The organism is Phyllobacterium sp. P5_D12 (genome assembly GCF_054049495.1).
In genome coordinates, this window is the sequence record NZ_JBFUMG010000001.1 from 22,675 (window position 1) to 38,913 (window position 16,239).

The following is a 16,239-nucleotide window of genomic DNA, read 5'->3' on the forward strand; positions in this document are numbered from 1 at the left end:
AAGCATACCCGCTTCCGCCACCTCTGCTTCATTCCGTCCCCGACCTCTCCGTCATCCTCGGGCTTGACCCGAAGATCCACATTTTCTTGACGAAACAAGAACGCAGCGCCGTGATTTGAGCATCCCAAGGGGTCCTCGGGTCAAGCCCGAGGATGGCGGACAGGGAGGGCGCGTTTCAGCCAAAGCTGACCGGCTCCAGGAATCAGATGACGATTTTGGTCATGATGCCCGCCGGAAAAACCTCCTCCGGAGTCATGTGCCGTTGGGCGATACCCTGCTGATAGGTATAGAGCATCATCTGTTCGAAGGTTGCCCGGTTCTTTTCGATACCGAAGGGAAATGTATCGCCATCGAAGAGCGTGCGCATGCGGCGGGCGTAGGTGGCAAGCCAGGGCAATGGATAACGCGAAACAGCAGGATCGAGCAGACGCTCTAGACTGCGATTCTTCGACTCCTCGAAGGCATTGTAAAGGTTGCGAGCGATCCATGGATTGTCATCAAGCAGATGTTTCTTGAGCGCGATGATGTGCATGATCGGCCAGATGCGCGTGCGCTCGTAATATTCCTCCTCCATCTCCAGGTAATCTGGAAACAACCGTTCGATATTGGGATCTCCCTCGAGGAAACAGGTGGGCGGCCGGGCGATGATAGCGCAATCGATCTCGCCGGAGGCAAGCATCTCCGAGAGAGACTTGTCGCCGACGCGGGTCAGCTTGACACCTTCCGGCAAGTCGAGATCGACCTTCTCGATGCGCCCGGGTGCGTTTGCCCCCGCCTGATACCAATGAACGTCCTGCAGTTTGACGCCGCAATCATTGTGCATCCAGCCGCGCATATAAACGGCTGCGGAATGTGCCCATTCCGGCGAGCCGATGCGCTTCCCGCGCAAGTCTTCGACTGTCTTTATGCCGCTGTTCTTGTTGACATAAAACGAACTGAACCGGAACAGCCGCGAGCAGATGACCGGCAAGCCGATGATGTCGCTGTCAGGCCGGCTGATCTGCGCCATGAACTTGGCAAACGAAAGCTCGCTTATGTCCCATTCGCGATTGAAGGTGAACCGCGCGAAAATCTCGTGGTGACCCAGGGTCAACCAATTCAGGTCCAGTCCCTCGGCTTTCACAGCGCCAGTGCGGAAATCGCGAAAGTGATCATAGTCCGTCGTGGCGATCGCAAGTTTTTTGCGAGTCATTCCAGGTTCCTGATTGCTTGCTATTTCAGAGCAGAAAAGCCTCATGTTATTTCGACCAGATCCGCGAATCCGAAAGGTAGTGTGAGTTCCGGCGCCTATCCAATACATAGATTGTTTGGGGTCATCTAAAAAACAGATGACTGGCGATCCGAGGCCTGCTTTGAGCAATCAGTCATTCAAAAATATTTCTTCGAAATGTCATGGAACCGGACTCATACCGGACTCATTTCCATGGTTGGCTGAGCGGCGCAAAACTGCTGCCAAACTGTCCGACATTTATGGAGGAAGTGATGAACGACAAGCGTTTTCCCATCCCGGTTATGATCACTCTTGGAGCTGCCGGTCAACGAGCAGTCTCCAGCGTTTGGGAAGCGATCGAATGCCTGCGAAGTTATTGGCCCACAAAGAAAGGACCGAGCTATCGCCGGGCTTTGCAAGCCTGCCTTGATGCGCTTGATGGCTGGAAGCCCGCGCATAAAGCGCGCCATGCCTTTATCAGTGCCGCGCGCGAAGCTGGCGTATTTCTGGATACCCGACTGCATTGAGGTGCCATAGGGCGCAGCTTTACCCTCCCCCTTGTGGGGAGGGACGGAGCGAAGCGACGGGGAGGGGCCTTCCTCAACGTTGCAAAAGAGCCCCTCCCTGCTGCTGCGCAGCCTCCCTCCCCACAAGGGGGAGGGTAAGTGGAGCCTTCAGCGAATATCTGCCCGTGCCCGCGGGCGTTTCTCATTCATCTCATTGGAGAAGATCGCCGGAGGCAGCGATGTCATTTCACGAATGATATCCGCACCTTTTTCGCCCATCATGATCGTTGGCGCATTGGTGTTGCAGGACGGGACGCGCGGTATCACCGAACTGTCGCAGACGCGCAGACCTTCAAGCCCCCGGACTTTCAGATCGAGATCGACGACGGCCATGGCGTCGGTGCCCATCTTGCACGTACCGACCGGATGATGGTCGGTCTTGGCATTGGCACAGCCATAGTCGAACAGTTCCTCGTCGGTATTGTATTTTGGTCCGGGCAGACGCTCCGCCATGACGAATGGTTTCAACGCCGCCTGTTGCATGATTTCCCTGGCAAGCTTCAAGCCCTCGATCGACATCTTTCGATCATGCGGATCGCTCCAATAGTTCGGATCGATGAGCGGCGCGGCGGATGGGTCCGCTGATTTCAGCCGAACAGTGCCGCGCGAACGGGGATGCAGATAGGCCGAATTCAAGGTGACGCCGGCATTCTTCAATCGTTCGACACCTGCCTCGATGCCGGAACCGAGACCGAGATGAAACTGGATATCGGGCGAGYGGGCTTTGTCATCGGCGTACCAGAAGCCGCCGGTCTCGAACAGGCTGGATGCGACGGGACCAGAGCGGAACAGCACATATTGCAGACCGGCCCACAGGGTCCTGTGCAGCTTGGCGACGCCATCATAGGTGTGATCGCCGGTGCATTCGCAGATGACGAACAGATCAAGATGATCCTGCATATTCTCGCCGACGCCCGGCAGATCATGCACGACCGGCACGCCGACGCTTTTCAGATGATCGGCGGGGCCAATGCCGGATTGCAGCAGCAGCTTTGGCGAGCCTATTGCGCCGGAACTCACAAGTACCTCACGGTTGGCGCGGACGATTTCGCGTGCATTGTTGTTCATGATTTCAACGCCAATGGCGCGCCTGCCCTCCACGACGATCCGTGAGACCTGCACGCCAGTGCGAACCGTCAGGTTCTTTCGATCTTTTATGGGTGTGAGATAGGCCATCGACGCGGACGACCGCCGGCGATCACGCTGGGTCAGCTGGTAGAAACCCACCCCGCCTTGCGTCTTGCCGTTGAAATCATGGTTATAGGGTATGCCCAGCTCCTGACCGGCGCGGATATAGGCATCGCAGATCGGCAAAGTGGCAGCAGGCATGGAGACGCCCAGTGGCCCGCCATAGGAATGGTAATCGTCGGCAAAACGCTGATTGTCCTCGGCGCGCTTGAAATAGGGCAAGACATCGCGGTAGCTCCAGCCTTTGCAGCCATCCTCGCTCTCCCACAAATCGTAGTCGGTTGCATTTCCGCGCGTGTAAAGCTGCGCATTGATGCTCGACCCGCCACCAATGACCTTGGCCTGCGTATAGCGAAGAACGCGATTTTTCATGTGCTTCTGCGGCACGGTTTCCCAGCCCCAGCTGGCGACGCCCTTGGTCATCTTGGCGAAGCCGGCGGGCATGTGGAACAGCGGGTTCCAATCGCCGCCGCCTGCTTCCAGCAGCAGCACGGAAATCGCCGGATCTTCACTGAGGCGATTGGCGAGGACGCAACCCGCAGGACCCGCGCCGGTGATGATGTAGTCATAAGTCATGGTCTAACTCTTTGTTTTTACGCAATTCCGGACGGAAAACCGGTTCCCGCTTTTCCTGCAATTGCTTCAAAGCCTGCTTATCGAAAGGGCGCCGTCGGCATTGATGACGGAGCCGGTGGCAAAGTTGAAATCGCCGCTGGCGAGCGCCGCGACGATGCGGCCGAGATCTTCCGGCTCGCCCCAGCGCTTCATCGGCACCAGGCCTTCGGCGATCAGCTTGTCATATTTCGCCGCGGCAACCGCGGTCATGTCGGAGCGTATGATACCGGGGCGTACATCGAAGACACTGATACCCTGGTCCGCCAGGCGCAGGGCGAGGCCTTGGGAGAAGGCGGCCAAAGCGGCCTTGGTCATGCAATAGTCGAGCCGTTCTGGCGAGGTCATCGTGGCAGAAACCGATGTGATGTTGATGATCGAGCGCGGTCGGGATGTCTGCTTTTGCGCCAGCATCGTTCGCAATACGTCCTGCGTGAAAAACACAGTTCCACGCAGATTGATGTCGAAAATCGTATTATAGTTATCCGGCTTAAGATCGAGGAAATCTCCGCGAACTTTCGAGCCGATACCGGCATTGTTGACGAGGCAATCAATATGGCCAAACGCCTTGATGGCGGTCTCGACTGTTGCAACATGGCTAGCCAGATCAGCTATATCCGCCGGGATGAAGATGACCTTGGTACCGAGCTTCTCGAGCGCCTCGATTGCCGATTGACTGGCAGCGTCATCGGCAATGTCGGTGATGGCAAGGTCGAAGCCCTTCGACGCCAGAGCCTTGGCTATGCCAAGCCCGATGCCGCGGCGCGCGCCGGTGACGAGAGCGACGGGTTTCATCACGCAAGCTCCTTCGACACAATATGATCCGCCACACGCAATGCCTGCGCAGCAATGGTCAGTGCCGGATTGACGGCGGCGGAGGTTGGCAGGAACGCTGCATCGACCACGAACAGATTCGGGTGCTCATACGCGCGGCAATAGATGTCGAGCGGCGCGAGCGCCGGGTCGTCACCCATGCGGACGGTGCCGCATTGATGTGATGGGGTCTTGCGGTCGAAGGCCTTGGAGAGAACCAGAGGAAAGCCGGCCGCGCGCAGGACCGATTTGATCTGCGCCACAAGTTTCTGATGCGCCGGCCAATTGCTGCGGATCCATTCCAGGATGATCCTGTCGCCATCGACGCGAACGCGGCTGTCCGGCTTTGGCACATCCTCGCTCATGGCGAGAAAATCCACCGTATGGGCGCAGAAGCGGTCGAGTATCCATTCGGGCACGAGCTTCAGGTCGGATTTAAGCACCGGCCCGCTTATGCGCCCGAGCAGTTGAGCATTGCCGAGCGGCGCACCGCCCTTGCCGTCGGACAGGTAGAAATCATTGAAACCAAAGGTTTTCTGGTAGACGGAATCGTTCCTGAAACGTGGATCGAAGCCGATGACCGCCGAGAGATTGTGGTTCATGAAATTGCGCCCTACCTGATCGGAACGATTGGCGAGCCCGGCCGGATTGGCTCCATCGGCGGAACGCAGGAGCAGCACGGCGGACTGGACGGCACCGGCAGAAAGCACGACAAGCTTGGGCTTTATGACGTAGCTTTTGCCGTCTTTATCGTAGTGCACCGCGGGGATGGCCGTGCCGTCGGGCGCAGTTTGCAGCCGGGTGACCCTAGAATTGGTCTGCAATCTGACATTCTCATATTTGAGCGCGGATGCCAAAGCTGTGGTCTCGGCATCCATCTTGCCGTTGAAACTGTTGGGATGCGCGTCCCATGGCGTTTTCCCGTGGGACAGCCATGTATCGATATCGACACCGAGCGGCAGGGTGGATGGGTGAACACCCGCCGTCTTCAACCGCTCCCGCAAGGCGGCGATCGGCGCTTCGTCGGGAACCGGGGGGAAATCATAGGGCGTCGAATGGAGCGGCTCGGTCGGGTCTTCGCCCAACTTGCCGCGAACCTGAAACAAGGCTTCGGCCTTGCCAKACCAAGGCTCCAGTTCCTCATAGGGAAAGGGCCAGGCAGGCGACACGCCTTCGAGATGCTGCATCTCCTCGAAATCCTCGGAGCGATAGCGCGTCAGCACCGCCCCGTAGAATTTCGAATTGCCGCCCACATTGTAATAGTTCCCGGGGTTGAAGGCGCTGCCGGTCTCGTCGTACCAGCTTTCCTTCGGGCGGAAGATGCCGCGCTGGAAGATCGCTCGGGGATCGCGGTTCTCGGGTCGATCCGGCAGATGATCGCCCGCCTCGAGGATGAGAATATCCGCGCCCGAGGCGGCAAGGCCTGCCGCCATTGTCGCACCGCCGATGCCTGAGCCAATGATCACGATATCTGCGGCTGTGGCCGGTTGTATCTCCTGGCTCATGCGCATTGACCGTTCATGCACTTCAGGCGCCGATACGCAATTGCGATTGCGGATCGAAGAATACGGCCTTGTCCAGATTGAAGGCGAGCTGCGTTTTTGCCCCTGGAACAATCTGCGCATCGGCGCGCAGGCGGGCAACGACTTCCTTGCCGCCAAGCTTCGTCACCGCGAAAGTATCGGAACCTGCGGGCTCGACCACTTCAATCAGGCACTCGCCTTCAACCAGCGAACCCGCGTTGCGGTCCGCCCCATCCGGATCAGTCAGCGCTTCGGGGCGGATGCCGAAGATGACATCCTTGCCGGCATATCCGACGAGAGCGCTGTTGGTCTTCTTGATCGGCAGGCGCAGCGGCGGCGCATCCGGCCTTTCGAGCACGACATGCAGATCCGCAGCGCTGCCATCAATCTTGGCCTTTAGCAGGTTCATAGCCGGTGAACCCATGAAATCGGCAACGAACAGATTGGTCGGGTTGTTGTAGATTTCCGCCGGGGTGCCGAACTGTTGCAGCACGCCATCCTTCAGAACCGCGATCTTGCTGGCCAGCGTCATCGCCTCGATCTGGTCGTGCGTCACATAGACGATCGTGGTCTTCATGCGCTGGTGCAGCCGCTTGATTTCCGTGCGCATATCGACGCGTAGCTTGGCATCGAGATTGGAGAGCGGTTCGTCGAACAGGAACACCTGCGGATTACGCACAAGGGCGCGGCCCATGGCGACACGCTGGCGCTGGCCCCCGGAAAGCTGGCTGGGCTTGCGATCGAGCAGATGTCCGATCTGCAGCATGTCGGCAACCTGCTTGATGGCCTTTTCGCGCTCCGGCTTCGGAACCCCCCGAATTTCCATGCCGAAGGCGATGTTGCCGCCAACGGTCATATTCGGATAGAGCGCATAGGACTGGAACACCATCGCGATATCGCGCTTGGAGGGATGCAGTCCGCTGATCGACTTGCCCTTGATGGAGATATCGCCGGAGGTGATCGGTTCCAGGCCGGCGATGGTGTTGAGCAATGTGGACTTGCCGCAGCCGGAAGGACCGACGAGCACGAGGAAGCCACCCTCGTCTATCTCGATATTGATATCCTTGAGGATCGGCACATTGCCGTAGGACTTATGCAGGTCTTTGATCTGGAGAAATGACATTGATTTATCCCTTCACGGCGCCGGACATGAGGCCGCGGACGAAATAGCGTCCGGAAACGATGTAGACGATGAGAGTTGGCAGCGCTGCGAGAATGGCGCCGGCGAAATGCACGTTATATTCCTTCACGCCGGTCGACGAATTGACGAGATTGTTGAGCGCAACCGTCATGGGCGTGCTTGAGAAACCGGAGAAGGAGGCACCGAACAGGAAGTCGTTCCAGATATTGGTGAACTGCCAGATGACGGACACGACGATGATCGGCCCCGATGACGGCAGAAGGATGCGGCGGAATATCTGGAAGAAGCTCGCGCCGTCGATCTGTGCCGCGCGGACGAGTTCAGTCGGGAATGCCTCATAATAGTTGCGGAAGTAGAGCGTGGTGAAGCCAAGGCCATAGACGATATGGACGAGGATCAGGCCCTGGATCGTACCGGCCATGCCGAGCAGCCCGAGCATGCGGGCCATGGGAATAAGCACGATCTGGAACGGGATGAAGCAGCCGAGCAGCAGCATGCCGAAGATCAGATTCGAGCCGCGGAACTTCCATTTGGTCAAGACATATCCATTGAGCGCACCGACAACCGTGGAGATGGCGACAGCGGGCACGACCATAAGGATCGAATTGATGAAATAGGGTCTGAGGCCTGTCGGCTGCACGCCGATCTGTGCCGTTGACCAGGCTGTAAGCCAAGGCTGAATCGTCCATTCGCGTGGAGGCGACAGCATGCCGCCCTGGCGGATTTCTTCCAGCGGCTTCAGCGAATTGACCAGCATGACGTAGAGGGGCAACAGGTAATAGAAAGCAAACAGGAACAATGCAGCGTAGATCAGTACGCGTGTCAGCTTGCCGCTGGAGATGGCATTATCCGGGCTCTGGGCACTCATTTGTTGCCCCCTCTGATTTCTGAGTAGAGATAGGGCACGATGATCGAGAAGATCATGATCAGCATGATGATGGCCGATGAAGCGCCGATGCCCATGGAATTGCGGGTGAACGTATAGGAATACATGAAGGTCGCGGGCAATTCGGTGGCCTGGCCCGGTCCGCCGCCGGTCAGCGCAATCACAAGATCATAGGCCTTGATGGCGAGATGGGCGAGCACGACGAAGGCGGAGAGGAAAACCGGGCGCATCAGCGGAATGATGATGCGGCGATAGATCATGCCGGTCGATGCGCCATCGATCTGCGCCGCCTTGATGATTTCATTGTCGACACCACGCAGACCGGCAAGAAACATGGCCATGACGAAGCCGGAGGATTGCCAGACGGCGGCAATGACCACCGTATAGATCGCCATTTTGGAGTCCTTGATCCAGTTGAAGTGAAAACTCTCCCAGCCCCATTGGTGCATGGTATTTTCAAGACCGATACCGGGATCAAGGAACCATTTCCAGGCAACGCCGGTGACGATGAAGGAAAGTGCCATCGGGTAGAGATAAATCGGGCGCAGGAGCCCTTCGATACGGATCTTCTGGTCGAGCAGGATGGCAAGACCGAGCCCGATGACCGTACAGATGATGATATAGAGCGAAGCGAAAATACCGAGATTGGTGATCGCGCGCCACCAATGCGGCAACGCCCAGAGCCTACGGTAATTATCAAACCCGACAAAGCCATAGGATGGCAGCATCTTACTATCGGTGAAAGACAGGATGCCGGTATAGGCGATGAAGCCGTAGACGAAAATTAGGACGATCAAAAAACTCGGTCCCAATACCAGTTTCGGTATCAGGTCCTGTATGCGGCTGCGGGTATCCATAGCCTCACCCCTCGATGTGTAATCTTATATTGCCGCGAAGCATCGCGGGAACCTGTCCGGGGCGATATGGCCCCGGACAGAAACACGTGACTTATTTCGCAGCAGCAACAGCGGCAACGAGTTCCTTGACTGCTTCTTCCGACGTCAGATCGCCGTTGAATTCACGGGTCACAACGTCGTAGATCGCGTTCTTGACTGCTGCCGGATTGGCATGACCATGGGCCATGGATCCAAAGAGCGTGCCAGCCTTGTTGGCTTCGGCAAGATCCTTGATGGCCTTCTTGCCGCAATCGTCAAAAGCCGTGTCCGGTACATCGGTACGTGCAGGAGCAGAGCCCTTCACGACATTGAACGCCGACTGGAAGGTCGGGCTTTCGATGGCCGATGCCATGACGAGCTGCGGCTTGAGCTGTGCTTCACTGACCTTGAACATGGCGAACTGGTCGGAGTTGAAGGTTACCGAACCCTGAGTGCCCGGGAAGCGCATGCAGACGAAATCCTTGCCTGGCACTTTGCCGGCCTTGATGAATTCGCCCTTGGCCCAGTCGCCCATGAACTGCAGACCTGCCTTGTTCTCGATAACCATTGCGGAAGCAAGGTTCCAGTCGCGACCGGAGAAATTGTCATCCACATAGGTACGCAGCTTGGTCATGCGGTCGAAGGCTTCCTTCATCTTGTCGCTGCCGAGAGCAGCGGGATCGAGGTCGATGAAAGCCGACTTGTAGAAGTCGTTGCCAAGCGACAGAACGACGGCATCGAAGATCGTCGCATCTTCCCACGGCACGCCACCATGGGCGATTGGAATGATGCCCTGCGCCTTGAAGTTGTCGAGAAGAGCGATCAGCTCGTCCCAGTTTGCAGGCTCCTTGCCTCCGGCCTTGTCGAGGGCGGCCTTGTTGATCCAGATCCAGTTGGTCGAATGCACGTTGACCGGCGCAGCAATCCAATGGCCGTCATACTTCGAGAACTTCTGCAGAGCGGTCGGGATCACGTCATCCCACTTTTCCTTGGCCGCAACTTCATCGAGGTTGCCGAGAGCACCCTGTTTCGCCCAGTCGGTGATGTCGAAACCGAGCATCTGTACGGCCGTCGGAGGGTTGCCGGCTGTAACACGGGCACGCAAAACGGTCATCGCTTCCGTACCGCCACCACCGGAAACCGGCATGTCGGACCACGTGATGCCCTTGGATTCCAGATCCTTCTTGAGCACTTCCAGTGCGGTCGCTTCACCGCCGGAGGTCCACCAATGCAGGACCTCGACGTTTTCGGCCGCACGGGCCATCGTTGCTGTACCGAGCAGCATTGCTGCAGCGGCAACAGTATTCATCAGCTTTTTCATAACAGTCCTCCCACGAGAAAAAAAAGATAAAATTTAACATGTCCGACCGAAGGTGCCCTTAGGTCCGGGGCATTCATACAATAGGCAGAACGGCTATTACAATCGATTTAATCTTCTGACCATACTACTTTCCGCCTACCCATATGCATGTTCAAAGTTTTGGTTTCCGTATAGTCCTCTACCGCGTGCCTGCCGAGTTCACGGCCGAGCCCGGATTGCTTGTATCCGCCAAAGGGTAGTTCCGACGCACCGTCCATGAAGGTGTTCATCCAGATAGTTCCAGCACGTACCTGACGGCCGATTGTCATGCAGGTATCGAAGTCGCGGCTCCAGACGCCAGCGGACAATCCATAGTCGATGGAATTCGCGATACGGACGGCGTCCTCCAGCGTGTCGAATGTTAGCACGGACAGCACCGGTCCGAATACCTCTTCCCGCGCCACGGCCATCTCCGGCTGGACGGCCGAAAGGATCGTCGGTGCCATGAATTGTCCCATGCCCAGATCGAGCGCTTCACCGCCATGGCTGACATTCGCCCCCGCGGAAGCGGCGTTGCGGACATAGGCGCCAACCTTGGCGAGGTGCTCCGGCGTGATGATCGCGCCGACTTTGGTGCGTGGATCGAGCGGATCGCCAACCCTGACCTTGGCGGAAAGCGCCGCCACACGCTGGACGACCTCATCGGCGATATCGCGGTGAACGATCAGGCGGGATCCGGCATTGCAGCATTCGCCTGCGTTAAAATAGGCGCCGAACACCGCCGCATCGATGAAATCGTCGAGATTGGCATCCGGAAACACGATCTGCGGGTTCTTGCCGCCGAGTTCGAGCGAGACCTTTTTCAGGGTCTGGGCGGCATTTGCCATGGTCAGCTTGCCGACAAGGGTAGAGCCGGTGAACGAGGCCATGTCGACATCCGGATGCGTGGTCATTGGGGCACCAACTTCGGCACCCGTCCCGACGATAATATTGACCACGCCAGCCGGAACGCCTGCTTCCATCAGAATCTCACCGAGCACCAGCGTCGAGCCGGATGTCAACTCTGATGGTTTCACCACGGCTGTGCACCCGGCGGCGAGCGCGAAGGGTAACTTCTGGCTTACGATAAGGAACGGGAAATTCCAGGGCGTTATAATCGAGACGACACCGATCGCCTCGCGCAGGACGACACCCAGTGTTGCATCTCCGAGCGTATTATAGCTTTCGCCATGCAAGTCGCGGCCAAGTGCAGCCGCGTAGCGCCAGATATCGACGGCGCCACCGAGTTCGGCCTTGGCCTGGCTGATTGGTTTGCCGGATTCGATACAGTCAAGATAGGCAAGTTCGTCGGAGCGCGCTGCGATGAGATCGGCGGCTTTGAGGATGATATTCGAACGCTCAGCGCCGGTCATGCGCGACCACGGCCCATTGTCGAACGCGTGGCGTGCGGCAGCAATGGCGCGTGTCGCGTCGGTTTTGGTTCCTGCCTGGTAGCGTGAAACGACAACGCCATGACCGGGGCTCTTGCGCTCGATGACGCCGCCTTCCGCGCCATCCGTCCATCGGCCGTCGATCAGCATCTGGAATTCGCGCACCTTGAAATTATCGAGTGCCTGAGGCCGCACCAGAACTGTCATTACCATTCTCCCTTGAACACGGGCTCACGCTTTTCGGCAAAGGCCGAAACACCTTCTTTCAGGTCCGCTGTTTTTGCGACGAGGATCGAGCCAAGTGCCTCGACCGCCGTTCCATTGTCTTCGCCATTGGCTGAAGCGATCATCAGTTTTGCCACTTCGACGGCGGCCGGGCCGCGCTTGGCGATGCGCTCCGCATAGGCTTGCGCCGTGGAAACCGCGGTACCGGTTTCGACTACATGGTCGACAAGGCCGATCACCTGTGCTTCGCTGGCGCTGAAAATCTCGCCGCCAAGCGCCATGCGGCGAACCACTTGCGCGCCAAAACGCCGGACCAACCGCTGTGTGCCGGACCAGCCCGGCACCATGCCGAGGCCGGTTTCCGGCAGGCCGAGCTTGATCTGTGTTTCAGCGATACGGATATCCGCAGCAGCAGCCAATTCCAGGCCCCCGCCCAGCGCATGGCCGTTAAGGGCCGCGATCAGCGGCACACGGAGCGTCGCCAGCCGTTCGAAGACACGATGGCCGAAACGCACCCAGGCATGACCGAACTCATTCGGTGTCATCGCAGCCCAAGCCTTGATATCGCCGCCTGCCGAAAATGCCTTGCCCGCGCCGGTGAGGATCGCAACCCGCACTTGCGCGTTGGCCTCCACTGCATCGCAAGCGGCGCTCAAGTCCTTCAACATATCGAGGTCGAAGGCATTGAGCTTTTCCGGCCGCGACACGGTAATCGTGGCGACAGGGCCGGCGAAGGCGACGTTAATGCGCGGATCAGCCATGGAGCGTCCTTTGCGGTTTCTGCGGCAGTTTCAGGCCAAAGGGCTCCGGCACGAACAGATGCGCGTCCATCAGCTTGAGGTCGCGGGCAACAACCAGTGGAAATTCTGACTGATCGAGAATGTGGGTCTGGAGGTCCACGCCCGGCGCGATTTCGGTCAGGACCACGCCTTCCGGCCTCAGGACCATGACGCAACGTTCCGTGACATAGGTGATCTCCTGACCTTGCTCGACGGCGCGACGGCCGGAGAAAGTAACGTGCTCGACTTGCGTGACAAGCTTMTTCAGCTTGCCTTCCTTCTCGATGACGAGCTTACCATCCTCGACATGTACTTTCGCGCCGGCATTGAACATGCCGGAGAACACGATCTTGCGCGCCCTTGCGGTGATATCGACAAAACCGCCTGCGCCAGCGGTCACATGCGGACGGAAGCTCAACTTCGACACGTTGACCGAGCCGGACTTGTCGATCTCGAGGAACGATAGCAGCGAGGCATCAAAACCCGCGCCCTGGAAATAGGTGAACTGATGCGGTGATGGGACAAAGGCTTCCGCGTTGGAAGCGCAGCCGAACGCGAAATCAAGGAGCGGGATACCGCCGACAGGGCCTTGCTCAATCACCCAGGTAACCGCCCCGTGCAAGCCCTCCTCAAGCAGAATACGCGGCACGTTGGCGGAAATACCGAAGCCGAGATTGACGGCGCTGCCAGCTTCAAGCTCGGTTGCAACCCGGCGCGCAATGACTTTCTGGATATTGAAATCCGGGAGCGCGAAATCTTCGAGCGGATGGAAAATCTCGCCGGAAATGGCCGGATCGTAGAGCGTTTGCGTTGTCTGCTTCTGGTCGGGATCGACGACGACGTAGTCAACAAGGATGCCCGGCACGCGCACATCGTGCGGCTTCATCGAACCGCTCTTGGTGATGCGTTTGACCTGCGCGATGACGATGCCGCCATTGTTGCGTACCGCGAGCGCCTGATCGAAGCCGCCGAGATAGGCGCCTTCATGTTCGTAGGTGAGATTGCCGCGCTCATCCGAGGTGGTGGCGCGGATGATCGCGACCTGCGGAATGATGGGCTTGAAGAACAACCATTCCTCGCCGCCAAACTCGATCTTGCGGACGACCGGTTCCTCAGCGGCAGAGGCGTTCATGGCACAGCCCTGCCGGTCCGGATCGACAAAGGTATCGAGCCCGACTTTGGTGAAAACGCCCGGGCGCTTCGCCGCCGCTTCACGGTGCATGTCGAAGAGAATGCCGGAAGGAATATTGTAGGCCGCAACCTCATCATTGCCGATCATTTGCCAGATCAGTGGAGGTTCGGAGCTGGACGGGCCGGACGGATAGGAACCGCCGATGATCTTCTTGAGCAAGCCCTTTTTGGCGATGTGATCGACACCCTTGATGCCGCTCATATCCCCTGCCGCAATCGGATGCAGTGTCGTCAGACCGCGCGGATGACCAGTCGCATCGAAGCGGGCGCCGATGGCCTTCAGCATCAGATCCGGACAGCCCAGACCGCTCGAAGACGAGACCGAAACGATCGCGTCGTCGGGAATGAGGTTCGCGGCCTCTTCGGGGGTGATGTGCTTGTTCATATTGTATTCGTTTTCTCAGAGGCCCGGATTGATCTTTTGTGCAGTGCCGGTCTTTGCCGCTTCAGCGACGGCGAGCCCGGCAGCCAGCGACCACAAGCCATCTTCGCCACTGGCTGCCGGCTTGCCCTTGCCTGCCATAGCGGCATGGAACTTGGCGATGCCGGTTTCGTAGAGGTTTTTCTGATCGAGCTGCAGTTCACTCTCTCCGTCTTTGTTGCGAAGAGTAACCGTGCCGATCGGCTTTTGCGTCATCACGTTGCGTCCGACCAGCGAGCCTTGGGTGCCGTGCACCTCGAAGCCGGTCTCGGAATATTTGGTTGTGAACCCATCATGGAAGAGGGCGATCAATCCCGACTTGAAACGCATGACGCCCATGACCGCATCCTCGAGGCCCGCCTTGGCCAAACCGCTTTTCTGCGAGAATGCCGTCGCCTCGACAGGATCATCACCAAGGACATAACGCAGTGTGTCCGTGTCGTGCACGGTTATGTCGAGAATGACCCCACCTCCCGCCTCTGGGCGATCAAGCCGCCAGCCCTGCAAATGCGGCGGCAGATAAACCGCATGGAAGACCTTGGCGGCAAGCAGCGTGCCGATCCTGCCAGCGGCAATCGCTTCGCGCATCGCCGTATGGCTGGCCGCATTGCGCAGATGGTGATTAGTCGCGAAAACGACATTGGCGGCGCGGCAGGCGTCAACCATGGCCCGCGCGTCGGCAAGGCTCGTCGCCAGCGGCTTCTCGCACAGAATGTGCTTGCCGGCCTTTGCAGCGGCCAGCACCTGATCCTTATGCAACTCGTTTGTTGTCGAAATATAGACCGCGTCGACGTCCGGGTCGCCGACCAGCGCGTCGAGCGTGGTCACAGACTTGGGAATGTTGTGCTGCGCTGCATATTTCTTGCCGCGCTCTTCATTGGTGCTCATCACAGCGACAATTTCGCCGCCGCTGGCACGGATCGCGTCGATTACCCACTCATGCGCAATGGTGCTTGCGCCGATCAATCCCCAGCGTGTCATGCCAGCTCCTCCAACTGTTTTACAGGCGCACCGCAGCTTTGGCGCACGACCAGGCGCACCGATGTTACAATGGATTCCGGATCTGTTTGTCCGGCATTGATCTGCTTCAGGACCAGCTGCGCCGCGCGCTGCCCCATGCCCTGCGGATCAACCGAGACCGTGGTCAGCGCAGGTACGGCCGTCTTTGCCTCGATCACATCGTCGAAACCGATGATGCCAAAACCCTTGCCGGGCTCGATATTATTGGAACGCAGGCCATCGCAGACGCCGAAGGCCACCGCGTCATTGAGACAGAGGGCAGAGGTCGGGCGCTCGGCAAAGACCATCATGCGCTCGACCGCAGCGACACCACCGGCACGCGACGGTGCGGAGTGGATGACGAATTTTTCATCTACGGGGATATTCGCTTCAGCCAGCGCATCGCGATAACCGCGCAGCCGCTCGCCAAAAACCACCGTATCCACGAAGCCGCCCATAAAGGCGATCCGGCGATGGCCTAGGGAGATCAGATGGCGGATGGCAGCCTTGGCGCCAGCATAATTGTCGGAAAGGAGCGTCGAGACTTTCGCGCCTGGCACATTGCGCACGACCAGCACCACCGGGATGCCGCTATCGGCGAGCGGCTTGATATCACTGGCTTCCGTGCCACGTGCCGGTGACAGGATCAGCCCGGCAATGCCATTCTCGCGCATGGAGGAAATGACTTCGCGCTGCCGGTCGACACTCTCGCCGCTGTGAGCCAGGAACTGCACGTAGCCCGCCGACTGGACCATCATATCCATGCCGACAGCAAGCTCGGCGAAGAAACTGTTGGTGAGATCATTGACGACGATGCCGATGATCTTCGACTTCGACTGCCGCAGGTTAGCGGCGCCGCGATTATAGACATAGCCAAGATCGCCGATCAGGGCATTGACCTTTTCGCGGGTCTTTTCATTGACGAGTGGGCTACCCTGCAGGACCAGTGAGACAGTGGACTTCGACACGCCGGCGGCGTGCGCGATGTCCACAATGCTGGTCCGGGATTTGTTCAACGAAATTCCTCCATGGGCTCTCATATAATTGGAACGTTCCAAATTCGTCAAGCGTTTTTATCGA

At 58.3% G+C, this 16,239-nt stretch carries 14 protein-coding genes; 1 reads left to right on the top strand and 13 read right to left on the bottom strand.

Annotated elements, in window-relative coordinates; genetic code table 11:
- Positions 1-202: 202 nt before the first annotated feature.
- Positions 203-1,192, bottom strand: coding sequence for an ABC transporter substrate-binding protein (locus ACXJ5O_RS00100; RefSeq protein ID WP_457298092.1), 990 nt, complete (start codon positions 1,190-1,192; stop codon positions 203-205).
- Between the two features lie 290 nt (positions 1,193-1,482).
- On the opposite strand from ACXJ5O_RS00100, the gene ACXJ5O_RS00105 reads away from it, so the two are divergent.
- Positions 1,483-1,737 carry a DUF982 domain-containing protein gene (locus tag ACXJ5O_RS00105; RefSeq protein ID WP_112531917.1) on the top strand — a complete coding sequence of 85 codons (255 nt, stop codon included), beginning with the start codon at positions 1,483-1,485 and terminating at the stop codon, positions 1,735-1,737.
- Between the two features lie 147 nt (positions 1,738-1,884).
- On the opposite strand, the gene ACXJ5O_RS00110 is transcribed toward ACXJ5O_RS00105, so the two are convergent.
- From ACXJ5O_RS00110 to ACXJ5O_RS00165, 12 genes are all read right to left on the bottom strand, one after another.
- Positions 1,885-3,540 carry a GMC family oxidoreductase gene (locus ACXJ5O_RS00110; protein WP_457298093.1) on the bottom strand — a complete coding sequence of 552 codons (1,656 nt, stop codon included), beginning with the start codon at positions 3,538-3,540 and terminating at the stop codon, positions 1,885-1,887.
- A gap of 66 nt (positions 3,541-3,606) precedes the next feature.
- On the bottom strand, positions 3,607-4,371 hold the full coding sequence (locus tag ACXJ5O_RS00115; protein ID WP_457298094.1) for a 3-ketoacyl-ACP reductase: 765 nt from the start codon (positions 4,369-4,371) through the stop codon (positions 3,607-3,609).
- Entirely contained in the window at positions 4,371-5,900 is a 1,530-nt protein-coding gene (locus ACXJ5O_RS00120) for a GMC oxidoreductase (protein WP_457298095.1), read from the bottom strand. Before ACXJ5O_RS00120 ends, ACXJ5O_RS00115 begins: the two co-directional genes overlap by 1 nt.
- A gap of 16 nt (positions 5,901-5,916) precedes the next feature.
- Positions 5,917-7,035: an ABC transporter ATP-binding protein gene (locus tag ACXJ5O_RS00125; RefSeq protein ID WP_457298096.1), complete on the bottom strand. Its 1,119-nt coding sequence runs from the start codon at positions 7,033-7,035 to the stop codon at positions 5,917-5,919.
- A gap of 4 nt (positions 7,036-7,039) precedes the next feature.
- On the bottom strand, positions 7,040-7,921 hold the full coding sequence (locus tag ACXJ5O_RS00130) for a carbohydrate ABC transporter permease (protein WP_224515662.1): 882 nt from the start codon (positions 7,919-7,921) through the stop codon (positions 7,040-7,042).
- Positions 7,918-8,796 (bottom strand): carbohydrate ABC transporter permease, encoded by an 879-nt coding sequence (locus ACXJ5O_RS00135; protein WP_457298097.1) that lies wholly within the window; start codon positions 8,794-8,796, stop codon positions 7,918-7,920. The genes ACXJ5O_RS00130 and ACXJ5O_RS00135 overlap by 4 nt, the downstream gene beginning before the upstream one ends.
- 91 nt (positions 8,797-8,887) lie before the next feature.
- Positions 8,888-10,135, bottom strand: coding sequence for an ABC transporter substrate-binding protein (locus ACXJ5O_RS00140; RefSeq protein WP_224515658.1), 1,248 nt, complete (start codon positions 10,133-10,135; stop codon positions 8,888-8,890).
- 107 nt (positions 10,136-10,242) lie between these two features.
- Positions 10,243-11,751: an aldehyde dehydrogenase family protein gene (locus ACXJ5O_RS00145; RefSeq protein ID WP_457298098.1), complete on the bottom strand. Its 1,509-nt coding sequence runs from the start codon at positions 11,749-11,751 to the stop codon at positions 10,243-10,245.
- On the bottom strand, positions 11,751-12,530 hold the full coding sequence (locus tag ACXJ5O_RS00150) for an enoyl-CoA hydratase/isomerase family protein (RefSeq protein WP_457298099.1): 780 nt from the start codon (positions 12,528-12,530) through the stop codon (positions 11,751-11,753). Before ACXJ5O_RS00150 ends, ACXJ5O_RS00145 begins: the two co-directional genes overlap by 1 nt.
- Positions 12,523-14,124, bottom strand: a complete 1,602-nt coding sequence (locus ACXJ5O_RS00155) for an acyl CoA:acetate/3-ketoacid CoA transferase (RefSeq protein ID WP_457298100.1) — start codon at positions 14,122-14,124, stop codon at positions 12,523-12,525. The genes ACXJ5O_RS00150 and ACXJ5O_RS00155 overlap by 8 nt, the downstream gene beginning before the upstream one ends.
- Before the next feature lie 15 nt (positions 14,125-14,139).
- The gene (locus ACXJ5O_RS00160; RefSeq protein WP_457298101.1) at positions 14,140-15,141 is read right to left on the bottom strand and encodes a Gfo/Idh/MocA family protein; all 1,002 of its coding nucleotides are present in this window, start codon (positions 15,139-15,141) and stop codon (positions 14,140-14,142) included.
- Positions 15,138-16,175, bottom strand: a complete 1,038-nt coding sequence (locus ACXJ5O_RS00165) for a LacI family DNA-binding transcriptional regulator (RefSeq protein WP_457298102.1) — start codon at positions 16,173-16,175, stop codon at positions 15,138-15,140. Before ACXJ5O_RS00165 ends, ACXJ5O_RS00160 begins: the two co-directional genes overlap by 4 nt.
- Positions 16,176-16,239: the final 64 nt, after the last annotated feature.

What these genes read in the sequence shown, in the direction of transcription:
- ACXJ5O_RS00100 (WP_457298092.1), bottom strand. Translation starts at nt 1,192, where the DNA reads ATGACTCGCAAAAAACTTGCGATCGCCACGACGGACTATGATCACTTT.
- ACXJ5O_RS00105 (WP_112531917.1), top strand. Translation starts at nt 1,483, where the DNA reads ATGAACGACAAGCGTTTTCCCATCCCGGTTATGATCACTCTTGGAGCT.
- ACXJ5O_RS00115 (WP_457298094.1), bottom strand. Translation starts at nt 4,371, where the DNA reads ATGAAACCCGTCGCTCTCGTCACCGGCGCGCGCCGCGGCATCGGGCTT.
- ACXJ5O_RS00125 (WP_457298096.1), bottom strand. Translation starts at nt 7,035, where the DNA reads ATGTCATTTCTCCAGATCAAAGACCTGCATAAGTCCTACGGCAATGTG.
- ACXJ5O_RS00130 (WP_224515662.1), bottom strand. Translation starts at nt 7,921, where the DNA reads ATGAGTGCCCAGAGCCCGGATAATGCCATCTCCAGCGGCAAGCTGACA.
- ACXJ5O_RS00135 (WP_457298097.1), bottom strand. Translation starts at nt 8,796, where the DNA reads ATGGATACCCGCAGCCGCATACAGGACCTGATACCGAAACTGGTATTG.
- ACXJ5O_RS00140 (WP_224515658.1), bottom strand. Translation starts at nt 10,135, where the DNA reads ATGAAAAAGCTGATGAATACTGTTGCCGCTGCAGCAATGCTGCTCGGT.
- ACXJ5O_RS00145 (WP_457298098.1), bottom strand. Translation starts at nt 11,751, where the DNA reads ATGACAGTTCTGGTGCGGCCTCAGGCACTCGATAATTTCAAGGTGCGC.
- ACXJ5O_RS00150 (WP_457298099.1), bottom strand. Translation starts at nt 12,530, where the DNA reads ATGGCTGATCCGCGCATTAACGTCGCCTTCGCCGGCCCTGTCGCCACG.
- ACXJ5O_RS00160 (WP_457298101.1), bottom strand. Translation starts at nt 15,141, where the DNA reads ATGACACGCTGGGGATTGATCGGCGCAAGCACCATTGCGCATGAGTGG.